The organism is Pseudaquabacterium pictum, from assembly GCF_005403045.1.
GTDB lineage: Bacteria > Pseudomonadota > Gammaproteobacteria > Burkholderiales > Burkholderiaceae_C > Pseudaquabacterium > Pseudaquabacterium pictum.
On sequence record NZ_BJCL01000005.1, the window covers coordinates 185,720 to 198,020 of the forward strand.

Here is a 12,301-nt window from a genome sequence, read left to right on the forward strand (position 1 = left end):
GCGGCGGCAGAATCCGACACCGCCGCCCCTGCCCACCGATGACCCCGCCCGACACGCCCGCGAACACCGACACGCCCGACGCTTCGGCCGCGCGCGCGCCCGCGCCCGACCGTGAACGCCTGCTGGCCGAGGTGGCCGCGCTGCCCAGCCTGCCCGGCGTCTACCGCTACTTCGACGCCCAGGGCAACGTGCTGTACGTGGGCAAGGCGCGCAGCCTGAAGAAGCGGGTGGCCAGCTACTTCCAGAAGGACCACGGCGGCACTCGCATCGGCCACATGGTGGGGCGCATCGCCCGCCTGGAGACCACGGTGGTGCGCACCGAGGCCGAGGCGCTGCTGCTCGAAAACAACCTGATCAAGACGTTGAACCCGAAGTTCAACATCCTGTTCCGCGACGACAAGAGCTACCCGTACCTCAAGCTGCAGCGCCATCCGTTCCCGCGCATCGCCTACTACCGCGGCGCGGTGGACCGCAAGCACACCTACTTCGGCCCCTACCCGGGCGCCTGGGCGGTGAAGGAGACCATCCTGCTGCTGCAGAAGGCCTTCAAGCTGCGCACCTGCGAGGACACGGTATACGCCAACCGCAGCCGGCCCTGCCTGCTGTACCAGATCCGCCGCTGCTCCGGCCCCTGCGTGGGCCTGATCACGCCGGAAGACTACGGCCGTGATGTCAGCAACGCCGAGCGCTTCCTGCTCGGCGCCACCGATGAGGTGATCGGCACGCTGCAGGCGCAGATGATGGCCTATGCCGATGCGCTGGAGTTCGAGCGTGCCGCCGAGGTGCGCAACCAGATCAGCGCGCTCAGCCGGGTGCTGCACCAGCAGAGCATGGAGGAGAGCAGCCTCACCTCGGTGCGCGACCGCGATGTCGACGTGCTGGCCGTCAAGGTGCAGGGCGGCCGTGCCTGCGTCAACCTGGCGATGGTGCGTGGCGGCCGCCACCTTGGCGACCGCGCCTACTTTCCCGCCCATGTGGAAGACGCCGCTGCACTGACCGCCGACGAGGCCGAGGAGCGCAGCAGCGCGCTGACGGTGGAGCAGCAGGTGCTGGAAGCCTTCATCGCCCAGCACTACCTGGGCGTGGCACCGCCCGGCCTGCTGGTGCTGAGCTGCCCGGTGGCGCCCGAGCTGCTGGCCGCGCTGGGCGAGCAGACCGGCAGCAGGATCACCGCCCAGCACCAGCCGCGGGAGCAGCGCAAGCTCTGGCTGGAGATGGCCGAGAAGGGCGCGCAGATCGCGCTGGCGCGGCTGCTGTCGGAAGAAGGCAGCCAGCGCGAGCGCACCCGCGCGCTGGTGGAGGCGCTGGACCTGGTGGTGGAAGACCTGGATGCGCTGCGCATCGAGTGCTTCGACATCAGCCACACCGCCGGTGAGGCCACCCAGGCCAGCTGCGTGGTCTACGAGGGCCATGCGATGCGCCCCGCCGATTACCGCCGCTTCAACATCGACGGCATCACCGGCGGCGACGACTATGCCGCGATGCGCCAGGTGCTGACCCGCCGCTATGCCAAGGTGGCCGAGGCCCGCGGCATCGCCCAGAAAGCCGGCGAGATGGCCGCCGATGCCGCCAACAGCGTGCTGCCCAAGGCCCTGCGCCTGCCCGACCTGGTGCTGGTGGACGGCGGCCGCGGCCAGGTGGCAATGGCGCGCGAGGTGTTCGCCGGCCTGGGGCTGGACCTGTCGCTGATCGTCGGCGTGGAAAAGGGCGAAGGCCGCAAGGTCGGCCTGGAAGAGCTGGTGTTTGCCGACGGCCGCGAGAAGGTCTACCTGGGCCATGATTCGGCCGCGCTGATGCTGGTCGCGCAGATCCGTGACGAGGCCCATCGTTTCGCCATCACCGGCATGCGCGCCAAGCGCGCCAGCGTGCGCACCGGCGGCAGCAAGCTGGAAGACATCGCCGGCGTCGGCCCGAAGAAGCGCGCCAAGCTGCTGCAGCGCTTCGGCGGCATCCGCGGTGTGGCGGCAGCGAGTGTGGAAGACCTGTGCAGCGTGGAAGGGGTGTCGCATGACCTGGCCGAGGCGATCTACCGTGCGCTGCACTGAGCCCGCACTGCGGACGCCGGAAGGCGTTCGCAGGCTGGCGAAGGCCTGGCGGCGATACAAGCCGCCAGGCTCTGAGCCCGCACTGCGGACGCCGGAAGGCGTCCGCAGGCTGGCCTGCCTGGCTGGCGTGCTGCTGTGCGCCGGCTGCAGCCAGACGCCGGCACCGCCGGTGGCTGCGCCACCCGCGGCCACCGCGCCGCCGGTGGCAAGCACGGCGCAGCCGCCCGCCGCCCCGCCGGCCCAGGCCCAGCGCCCACCCGCGGCGCCGCCGCCCTGGCGCCATGCGCGTGACTGGGACGACTACCGCCACCAGGCCGCGCTGCGCATCCTGGCACTCAACCCCGACGGCACCTACACCGGCCCGGTGCACCAGCCGGCGCTGGCGATCCCGGTGCTGGAGGTCGAGCTGAACCGCGACGGCAGCGTGCGCCGCATCCAGGTGCTGCGCCGGCCCGGCCAGGCCACCGACACGGTGCAGCTGGCCATCGATGCGGTGCAGCGCGCGGCCCCGTTCGGCGCCGTCGGCCACCTGCCGCGGCCCTGGCGCTTCACCGAGACCTTCCTGTTCGACAACCAGCGCCGCTTCAAGCCGCGCACGCTGGACCTGTAGCGTCAGCGGGCTGGCAGGGCCGTCCTGCACAATGGCCCCATGTTCCTCACGCTGCCGACACTGCTGACCTGGGCGCGCATCGTCGCCATCCCGCTGCTCGTCGGTGTGTTCTACCTGCCGCTGGACGCCGCCACCCGCAACCTGGTGGCGTCGGTGATGTTCGTGGTCTTCGCGCTGACCGACTGGCTCGACGGCTGGCTGGCGCGCAAGCTGAACCAGACCTCGGCCTTCGGCGCCTTCCTCGATCCGGTGGCCGACAAGTTCCTGGTCTGTGCGGCCCTGCTGGTGCTGGTCGACCTGAGCCGGGTGCATGTGCTGGTGGCCCTGGTCATCATCGGCCGCGAGATCGCGATCTCGTCGCTGCGGGAATGGATGGCGCAAATCGGCGCCTCGCGCAGCGTGGCGGTGCACATGCTGGGCAAGCTGAAGACGGCCACGCAGATGACGGCCATCCCGTTCCTGCTCTACGACGGCGCGCTGTTCGGCGTCATCGACACCCGCATCTGGGGCACGGTGCTGATCCTGGTGGCCTGCGTGCTGACGATCTGGTCGATGGTGTACTACCTGCAACGCGCCTTGCCCGAGATCCGCGCCAAGGCCCGATGAGCGCCGCCGCCAGCGGCCGCCAGCTGGCCTGGCTGGCCGCGATGCCCTGGGTCTTCGTGGCGATCTGGAGCACCGGCTTCGTCGTCGCCCGGCTGGCCATGCCGCATGCGCCGCCGCTCACCTTCCTCAGCTGGCGCTATGCCGCCTCGCTGCTGGCCTTTGCCGTGTGGATCGCGCTGGCCCGGGCGCCCTGGCCGCAGGGCCGGGCGCAGTGGGGCCACCTGGCGGTCAGCGGCGTGCTGATGCATGCCGGCTACCTGGGCGGCGTGTGGGCTGCCGTGAAGCTGGGCATGCCGGCGGGCACCACGGCGCTGATCGTCGGGCTGCAGCCGCTGTTCACCGCGTTGTGGGTCAGCCGGGTGGCGGTGGCCGGGCAGCCGGCCGTCACCGCCACGCAGTGGGCCGGCCTGCTGCTGGGCCTGGCGGGGCTGGTCACCGTGGTCTGGCCCAAGCTCAACCTGGGCGAGGTGACGCCGGCCAACCTGGCGCTGGCGCTGCTGGCGCTGGTGTCCATCACCACCGGCACCCTCTACCAGAAGCAACATGTGTTGCCAGCCGATGTGCGCACCGGCAACTTCGTGCAGATCGCCGCGGCGCTGGCGGTGTCGGCGCCGCTGGCCTGGCTGGAGCCGGGCACGCTGGTCTGGCATCCCGATCTGCTGGTGGCGCTGGCCTGGTCGGTGCTGGTGCTCACGCTGGGCGGCAGTTCGCTGCTGATGGTGCTGATCCAGCGCGGCGCGGCCACCCGCGTCACCAGCCTGCTGTACCTGGTGCCCCCCTGCACCGCGCTGCTGGCCTGGTGGCTGTTCGGCGAGCGCATGGCCGCCTCCGGCTGGGCCGGCATGGCGCTGTGCGCCGTCGGCGTCGGGCTGGTGTTGCGGCCTCCATCGCGCTGATGGCAGCTGCGGCTGCAAAGGATTTCACGCCGTCTGTCATCCCCGGGATTGCCATGCCTTCGAGCCCTGGGCTGGGGGGGTGTGAATCCACCTAAACTGCCCGGCGCGCGCTTGACACCGCCAGGGGTGGCCGCTGTAATGAACCGCAGCCCATCCTTGATCCTGCGCCCGCCCATACAGTGTCCCGACAAGTGCCCGAGCACCCGCCGCAACACCAGCCGGCCGGCTCGAAGCGCACCAAAGAGACAGCACCGAGAGGGAGTGATTTCGTGAACAAAGCCGAGCTGATCGACCACATCGCCACGCAGGCGGACATTTCCAAAGCCGCCGCCACGCGGGCGCTGGAGGCGATGATCGGCGGCGTCAAGTCCACCCTCAAGAAGAACGGCAGCGTGTCCATCGTGGGCTTCGGCACCTTCGCCGTGACCAAGCGTGCCGCCCGCTCGGGCCGCAACCCGCGCACCGGCGCGGCGATCAAGATCAAGGCCGCCAAGGTGCCGAAGTTCCGACCCGGCAAGGGCCTGAAAGACGCACTGAACTGACGGCCTGGCAGGGGCACCGCCCAAGCGCGGCGCCCGGATGCCTGACAATGCCGGGTTGCGGGTGCTTAGCTCAGTTGGTAGAGCGGCGCCCTTACAAGGCGTAGGTCGGGGGTTCGAACCCCTCAGCACCCACCACCGCATCATCCGGCCACGCGGCTGCCGCAAGGCGTGCCATGGCGTTGTCAGTGCCCTCCCGAGGCTGTCACCATGTTTGATTTCGTCCGCAAGCACAACCGGCTGTTCCTCGGCCTGATCCTGATCCTGATCCTGCCGTCGTTCGTGGTCTTCGGCATCCAGGGCTATTCGGGCATGACCGAAGGCGCCAATGCCGCGGTGGCCCATGTGAACGGGCAGAAGATCACCCAGGCCGAGTGGGATGCCTCGCACCAGGAGCAGGCGCAGCGTGTGCGCCAGCAGCGGCCCGAGATCGACCCCAAGCTGCTCGATTCGCCCGAGGCCCGCGCGCAGACGCTGGACGCCCTGGTGCGCGAGCGGGTGCTGGCCGTGGCCAGCGACAAGCTGCACATCGCCGTGAGCAACGAGCGGCTGCAGCGCCTGTTTGTCACCGACCCGCAGTTCGCGATGCTGCGCAACGCCGACAACAGCATCAACAAGGACCTGATCTCCGCCCAGGGCATGAGCGTGGCTGCCTTCGAGCAGCGCCTGCGCCAGGACCTGACGCTGCAACAGGTGCAGGGCGGCATCACCGGCTCGGTGCTGGCCGCAGCCGCACCGGTGAACCAGGCGCTGGACGCGCTGCTGCAGCGCCGCGAGATCCGCTTCACCCGGTTCAATGCGCCCGACTACCTGGCCAAGGTGGCACCCACCGATGCCGACATCGAGGCCTACTACAAGCAGAACGAAGCCAGCTTCCGCGCACCCGAGCAGGCCAGCATCGAGTACGTGGTGCTCGACCTGGCGGTGCTGAAGAAGACCGTGGCCGTGCCCGAGGAAGACCTGCGCAAGTACTACACCGAGAACGCCAGCCGCTACACCGCGGCCGAAGAGCGCCGCGCCCGGCACATCCTGGTGCAGGCGGCCAAGGACGCACCGGCCGACGTCAAGCAGAAGGCCAAGGCCAAGGCCGATGGCCTGCTGGCCGAGGCGCGCAAGAACCCGGCGGGCTTTGCCGAACTGGCCAAGAAGAATTCCGACGACCCGGGCTCGGCGCCCAACGGCGGCGACCTCGACTTCTTCGGCCGTGGCGCGATGGTCAAGCCCTTCGAGGATGCCGCCTTCGCGATGAAGCCGGGCGAGATCAGCAACGTCGTCGAGTCCGACTTCGGCTACCACATCATCCAGCTGGAAGCGGTGCGCGGCGGCGAGAAGAAGCCGTTCGAGGCGGTGCGGGCGGCCATCGAGGAAGAAGTGCGCCAGCAGGGCGCCACCCAGAAGTGGGCCGAGGCGGCCGAGCAGTTCACCAACACCGTCTACGAGCAGGCCGACAGCCTGCAGCCGGTGATCGACAAGCTCAAGCTCGAGAAGAAGACGGCCACCGTGCGCCGCCAGCCGCTGCCCGGTGCCAGCGGCCCGCTGGTGTCGGCCAAGCTGCTGGATGCCGTCTTCGGCAACGACGCCATCAAGAACAAGCGCAACACCGACGCGGTCGAGACCGGCCCCAACCAGCTGACCTCGGCCCGTGTGCTGCAGCACCAGCCGGCCCGCACCCTGCCGCTGGCCGAGGTGCGCGACCAGGTGCGCCAGCGCCTGGTGGCCAGCCAGGCCGAAGCCCTGGCCCGCAAGGACGGCGAGGCCCGCCTGGCGCAGCTGAAGGCCGACCCGGCAAATGCAGCAACTGCGGGCAGCCTGACCGGCCCGGCGGTGGTCTCGCGCGCGCAGCCGGGCGACCTGTCGCGCACTGCGCTGGAAGCGGTGCTGGCCGCCGATGCGACCAAGCTGCCCGCGGTGGTGGGTGTCGCCCTGCCGGGCGAGGGCTACCTGGTGGCGCGCATCGACAAGCTGATGCCGCGTGACATCCAGCCCGAGGAGAACACCGCACTGAAGGGCCAGTACGCCCAGGCCTGGGCCCGTGCCGAGGCGGAGGCCTACTACCGGGCGCTGAGCACCCGCTACAAGGTCAGCAAGCAGGTGGATCCGGTGGCTGCCGCGGCGGCCGCCTCCGCGCCCAAGCCCTGACCACAGCGCGCCGCGCTATACTCTCGGGCTCGACGGTGGCTGTAGCTCAGTTGGTAGAGTCCCAGATTGTGATTCTGGTCGTCGTGGGTTCGAGTCCCATCAGCCACCCCAGACATTGAACGCACAACGGCCCTTCGGGGCCGTTGCTGTTTGCAGGCCGGCCCCGGGGCGGTTGTCGGTGTTGCCTGGCGTGGCGTCAGCAGGCGCCTGCCGGCCGGGTGACCGTGGCCCCTGCCGTGCCGGCCGGATGCGCCGGCGCCACGCCCGAGGCATCGGCCGGCGAGCGTCCCCTGGCCGGCAGCGCGGCCAGCTCGGCGATCTTCTGCCGGCCCAGCTGGGCCATGTGCACCTCGTCGGGCCCGTCGGCAATGCGCACGAAGCGGTTGATCGACCAGAAGTAGGCCAGTTCGGTGTCGTCGCTCACGCCCATGCCGCCATGGGCCTGGATGGCGCGGTCGATCACCGTCTGCGCCATCGACGGGGCCACCACCTTGATCGCGGCGATCAGGTCCTTGGCCACCTTGTTGCCGTGCTTGTCCATCATGTCGGCGGCCTTCAGCGTCAGCAGCCGGGCCTGCTCGATCTCGCAGAAGCTGCGCGCCACGTCCTGCCGGATGCTGCCCTGCTCGGCCAGCTTGCGGCCGAAGGCGGTGCGGCTGTCCACCCGGCGGCACATGGTCTCCAGCGCCCGCTGCGCCTGGCCGATGCTGCGCATGCAGTGGTGGATGCGGCCCGGCCCCAGCCGGCCCTGGGCGATCTCGAAACCGCGGCCCGGGCCCAGGATCAGGTTGGATTTGGGGACGCGCACGTTGTCGAAGCGCAGCTCCGCCTCGCCGCCGGGCGAGTTGTAGCGGCCGAACACCTTCTGGTTGCGCACGATGGCCAGGCCTGGCGTGTCGCGCGGCACGATCACCGTGCTGTGCTGCTGGTGGCGGCTGGCCTCTTGCTGGTGGCGGCCCATCACCAGCAGCAGCGTGCAGCGCGGGTCCATCACGCCGCTGATCCACCACTTGCGGCCGTTCAGCACCAGGTGGTCGCCGTCGTCGTCGATGCGCAGCGCCACGTTGGTGGCGTCCGACGAGGCCACCTGCGGCTCGGTCATCACATAGGCCGAGCGGATGGCCCCGGCCAGCAGCGGCTGCAGCCACTGCGCCTGCTGCTCGGCGCTGCCGTAGCGGGCCAGCACCTCCATGTTGCCAGTGTCGGGCGCCGCGCAGTTGAACACCTCGGCCGACCAGGGCACACGGCCCATGAGCTCGGCCAGCGGCGCGTATTCCAGGTTGGTCAGGCCGGGGCTGATCGCACCGTACTCATGCGGCAGGAACAGGTTCCACAGCCCCTGGGCGCGGGCCTCGGCCTTCAGCGCATCCAGCCCTGGCCAGTGCTGCCACAGGTGTGCGGGGTCGTCCACCCAGTCGTCATGCGCGCGCTCGGCCGGGTAGATGTGGCGGTCCATGAACGCTTCCAGCTGGGCCAGCAGCGTCTTCACCTTGTCGGAATGGTCGAAGTTCATCGTGGTCTCCCAGGTCAGCGGGCCAGCGACAGGCCGCCGTCGCAGTTCAGCGTCTGGCCGGCCATGTAGGCGGCCAGCGGCGAGGCCAGGAACAGCACCGCGCCGGCCATGTCCGCCGGCGTGCCCAGGCGGTGCATCGGGATGCTGGCCAGGGCGCCTTCCAGCCGTTTGGGGTTCTGTGTGGTGATCTTGGTCAGCTTGGTGTCGACCAGCCCCGGCGCCATGCCGTTGACGCGGATGCCCTCGGGTGCCCAGGCCACGCCCAGGGTGCGCGCCAGGCTCATCGCGCCGGCCTTGGACGCGGCATAGGCCGGGTTGCCCACGTTCGAGCCGCCCAGCCCCGCGATCGAGCTGACGATGATCACCTTGCCACCTTCACGCCCCGCCGTGGGCAGCAGCGCCGGCTTGAAGCGGCGGCAGCAGTGCATCAGGCTGTCGAGGTTGACGGCCATCACCCGGTCCCAGCCGGCGCGTTCGAACTCGCCGCGCTTGTAGACCACCGTGCCCTGGCACAGCACCAGCACGTCCAGCGTGGCGCCGTCGCCGCCAGGCTGCGGCGCACGCTCGATCTGCTCGGGGTCGCCCACGTCGACGCTGGCGTAGTGCAGGCCGGTCAGGTCGGAGCCTTCCTCGCCGGCATAGTCGGCCGCGCTGGCCCGGGTGCCCCACACATGCACCTCGGCACCGCGCTGGCGGAAGGCATGGGCCACGCCATTGCCGATGCCGCTGGAGCCGCCCACGACCAGCACGCGCTGGCCACTGAAATCGGTGTCGGCTGTCATGGCGGTCTCCTGGTGCGGCGGTCTGCGCGCGCTGTGGTGGTGGGATGCACGATGCCCGCTGCACCACCGCGGCCACAGTCACACGCATGACATGGCCAGCCGACCGGCCGGCACGGCTCAGCGGGGCGGGGGCTCGCCGCTGCCCGGGCTGAGCGGCGCCTGCACGCTGCAGCGGATGCCCTGCGGCGTGCGCACCTCCCACCCCACCTGGCCGCCCAGCAGCTTCACCCGCTTGCGCACGCCGCCCAGGCCCAGGCCATGGGCCCAGGCCGCCGGCTGCTGGCCGATGCCGTCGTCGCTGACCTGCAGCGCCAGGCGGCCCCGGTCGAAGTGCACGCTGATCTCCACCTGGCTGGCCTGGGCGTGGGTGATGATGTTGTTGACCAGCTCGCGCAGCACCCGTGTCAGGCCCGACCACTGCACCGCCGTGAGGGTGATGTCGCGGTCGGCCGAGAAGCTCCAGTGCAGGCTGCAGCCGGCGGCGTTCAGGCGCTGGGTGATGTCGGCCTTCCACTCGGCCGCCGCATGCGACAGCCGCTGGTTGCCGGCCGCCAGGCCGCGGGTCAGCGTCTTCAGGTCCTGCAGCGTGTGGCGGATGTACTCCTCGATCTCTTCATTCGGCGCCTTGTACATCAGCGTCAGCAGCCGGGCGCCGATGTCGTCGTGCAGGTCTTGCGCGATGCGGGCGCGTTCCTCGGCGCGGCCATGCTCGACGGCGCGGTCGTAGGCGACGGCGCGGCCCAGCTGTTCCAGCAAACGCTCGCACAGCAGGCCATCGGCCTGGGTGAACAGTCGCCGGCCCTGCTGGGCATGGCGCAGCACCAGCGCGCCGCTGGGCTGGCCCGGCAACTGCGGCACCGGCACCACCAGGGTCGTGCCATCGGCTGCCACCCGCACCCGCGAGGCGCTGCGTTGGCTGCGCGCCACCTCCAGCGGATCGAACACCTCGCGCAGCAGCGTGCCCAGTTGCTGCACGGCCTCGTCCGGGGATTGCTCCAGCGCCCGCGCGGCGCGGTAGACGCTGTCGAACATGCGCTCGGCATTGCGCGGCCCGGGCCCGGCCAACTGCTGCAGCACCCAGGGCCGGGCCGCCAGGTACACGCCCAGCGACACCACCAGGGCCAGACCCAGGGCGGCCAACGGATGCAGGCCGAAGATCGCCAGGAACAGCAGCGTCAGCGAGGCCGCCACCGTGCTGACGCCGGCCAGCAGCGCAAATTCGCGCAGCACCTGGCGCGAGCGCGAGAGAAACGGCCCCAGCATCAGCAGCGACGCCAGGAACACCGTCCAGGCCAGTGCGCCCAGGGCCGCCAGCGGGCCTGGGATGCGGCTCTCGTCGCCGGCCAGCGCCAGGGCCAGGCTCGACAGCAGCAGCGTGGCCGTGGCGGCCAGCACCAGGCGCTGCAGCAGCCGGGCCAGCGGGTGGCGCGGCTGCCCGCGCCGGCGCCGCAACACCAGCGCGGCGGCCAGGCCGGCCAACAGCAGCACGCCCTGGGCCCACCACCACAGACCGGCCTGCTGGCCAACCAGCAGCCACACCAGGGTCGACAGCGCCACCGCCCAGGCCAGCGGCGCCAGCGGGCGGGACCAGGGGTGTCGACGCGGGTACAGCAGCAGCACATGCACCAGCCCGGCGGCGGTCACCAGATCCAGCGTCAGACGCCAGGCCAGGTCAGCCTGTTCCAGCCCCGCCGGCACGCCCAGGCCGGGCAGGCTGCCAGCGGCGATCAGCAGCAGGTTCAGGCACTGCGCCACGGCCAGCCCCATGTACAACTGGGCGGCGCGGCCCGGCTGGGCCAGCAGCGCCACCGCGGCCGCCAGGTACAGCGCCAGCGCCAGCGCACACACGGCCCAGCACAGCGCGCCCAGGCCACCCAGGCCACGCGGGCGCGGCGCCACCGCCAGTTGCAGGCCGCCGTCGAACTGCGCCAGCACCTGCGGCTGGCGCAGCGCCTGGCCCAGCCAGCTGCGCAGGGCCAACAGGTCCTGGCGCGCGGCGTCGTCGGCCACCCAGCGTGGAGAGTGGGGCAGCAGCGCGGGGCTGGCCGCCAGGCGGCGGCCATCGGGCAGCACCAGGGCCTGCAGCCGCTGGCCAGCGGCCGGCAGCGTTGCGGCATCGCTGCCGGCCAGCAGCGTCAGGCGGCCGCCGCCCGCGTCATGCAGGTGCAGCGGCAAGTGGGGTTCCGAGGCCAGCATCCGCAGCCACAGCGCCACCACCGCGGCGCCCAGCAAGCCCAGCCACAGCAGCCGGCGCACGCGGTCGGCAGGCGGATGGGGGCGCGTGCGCCGGCCGCCGCCGACAGCAGTGTCCACCCATTCGGAATCCGGGGGCGGCCCGGCGTCCGGGCCGGTGGTCGGCAGCGGCGCGACCACGGCCATCGCTCAGCCGGCGCTCACACCAGGCCCTGCTTGGTGGCCAGCACCGCCGCTTCTGCCCGGCTGGACACGTTGAGCTTCTTGTAGATGGACTTGATGTGGTCGTTGACGGTGAACCACTTGATGCCCATCAGGCTGGCGATCTCCTTGATCGTGAAGCCCTTGCTCAGGTAGGTGAGCACCTCGCTCTCGCGCGGGGTGAGGCGCTCGTGGTCGGGCACCTTGCCGATGGGCACCGGCGCGCTGGTGGTGCTGAGCAGGTCGGGCGAGGTGCTGAAGCCCGAATCGGGCGCGGCGCGGTCGGCCCGGCCGCCGGAGCGGAAATGCGTCAGCAACCGGCGGGCGATGGCCGGCGACAGCGGCGGCTGGCCGCGCACGATCTTCTGCAATTCCTCCACCAGCACCTCGAAGCGGTCTTCCTTCAGCAGGTAGCCGTCGGCGCCGCACTGCAGTGCCGGGAACAGGTGGTCGTCGTCCGAGTACAGCGTGGTGACGATCTTGGTGGCCGGGTACTGGGTCAGCTCGGACAGCAGCTCCATGCCGTTGCCGTCGGGCAGTTCCAGGTCGACCAGGATCAGCTTGAACGGATCGACGCCATGCAGCCCGCTGGCACCACCGGTCAGGCTGATCTGTGCACGCGCGCTCTCCAGGTCACCGGCTTCGGTGATGGCGATGGTGTCGCTGAAGCTTTCACGCACCACCCGGCACAGGAAACTGCGTGCAACCGGGTTGTCTTCGAGGATGAGGACCTTCACGGCCATGGCTGGTTCTCCCGCTGCGCATGCTAGCGCAGAA

The 12,301-nt window shown here is 70.8% G+C and carries 10 protein-coding genes and 2 tRNA genes; 8 read left to right on the forward strand and 4 right to left on the reverse strand.

Annotation, left to right across the window (positions count from 1 at the left end):
• The first annotated feature begins 38 nt into the window (after positions 1-38).
• The 8 genes from uvrC (at position 39) to FFT10_RS12155 (ending at position 6,946) form a co-directional block, all read left to right on the forward strand.
• A complete protein-coding gene (gene uvrC / locus FFT10_RS12120; RefSeq protein ID WP_137733082.1) occupies positions 39-2,045 on the forward strand; it encodes an excinuclease ABC subunit UvrC in 2,007 nt (668 codons plus the stop codon).
• A 127-nt stretch (positions 2,046-2,172) separates the two neighbouring features.
• Positions 2,173-2,655 carry an energy transducer TonB family protein gene (locus FFT10_RS12125; protein WP_228027082.1) on the forward strand — a complete coding sequence of 161 codons (483 nt, stop codon included), beginning with the start codon at positions 2,173-2,175 and terminating at the stop codon, positions 2,653-2,655.
• Between the two features lie 39 nt (positions 2,656-2,694).
• The gene (pgsA, locus tag FFT10_RS12130; protein WP_137733083.1) at positions 2,695-3,261 is read left to right on the forward strand and encodes a CDP-diacylglycerol--glycerol-3-phosphate 3-phosphatidyltransferase; all 567 of its coding nucleotides are present in this window, start codon (positions 2,695-2,697) and stop codon (positions 3,259-3,261) included.
• The gene (locus FFT10_RS12135) at positions 3,258-4,157 is read left to right on the forward strand and encodes a DMT family transporter (RefSeq protein ID WP_137733084.1); all 900 of its coding nucleotides are present in this window, start codon (positions 3,258-3,260) and stop codon (positions 4,155-4,157) included. Before pgsA ends, FFT10_RS12135 begins: the two co-directional genes overlap by 4 nt.
• 269 nt (positions 4,158-4,426) lie before the next feature.
• Positions 4,427-4,699 (forward strand): HU family DNA-binding protein, encoded by a 273-nt coding sequence (locus FFT10_RS12140; protein ID WP_137733085.1) that lies wholly within the window; start codon positions 4,427-4,429, stop codon positions 4,697-4,699.
• A 59-nt stretch (positions 4,700-4,758) separates the two neighbouring features.
• Positions 4,759-4,834: transfer RNA gene (locus tag FFT10_RS12145), tRNA-Val, on the forward strand.
• Positions 4,835-4,906: 72 nt separating this feature from the next.
• A complete protein-coding gene (locus FFT10_RS12150) occupies positions 4,907-6,835 on the forward strand; it encodes a SurA N-terminal domain-containing protein (protein ID WP_137733086.1) in 1,929 nt (642 codons plus the stop codon).
• A 35-nt stretch (positions 6,836-6,870) separates the two neighbouring features.
• Positions 6,871-6,946: transfer RNA gene (locus tag FFT10_RS12155), tRNA-His, on the forward strand.
• An 85-nt stretch (positions 6,947-7,031) separates the two neighbouring features.
• On the opposite strand, the gene FFT10_RS12160 is transcribed toward FFT10_RS12155, so the two are convergent.
• The 4 genes from FFT10_RS12160 to FFT10_RS12175 form a co-directional block, all read right to left on the reverse strand.
• Positions 7,032-8,348: an acyl-CoA dehydrogenase family protein gene (locus FFT10_RS12160; protein WP_137733087.1), complete on the reverse strand. Its 1,317-nt coding sequence runs from the start codon at positions 8,346-8,348 to the stop codon at positions 7,032-7,034.
• 14 nt (positions 8,349-8,362) lie between these two features.
• Complete coding sequence (locus tag FFT10_RS12165; protein ID WP_137733088.1) at positions 8,363-9,130, reverse strand: SDR family NAD(P)-dependent oxidoreductase; 768 nt, start codon at positions 9,128-9,130, stop codon at positions 8,363-8,365.
• A gap of 117 nt (positions 9,131-9,247) precedes the next feature.
• Complete coding sequence (locus FFT10_RS12170) at positions 9,248-11,443, reverse strand: sensor histidine kinase (RefSeq protein ID WP_162520781.1); 2,196 nt, start codon at positions 11,441-11,443, stop codon at positions 9,248-9,250.
• Positions 11,444-11,523: 80 nt separating this feature from the next.
• Positions 11,524-12,267, reverse strand: coding sequence for a LuxR C-terminal-related transcriptional regulator (locus FFT10_RS12175; RefSeq protein ID WP_137733090.1), 744 nt, complete (start codon positions 12,265-12,267; stop codon positions 11,524-11,526).
• Positions 12,268-12,301: the final 34 nt, after the last annotated feature.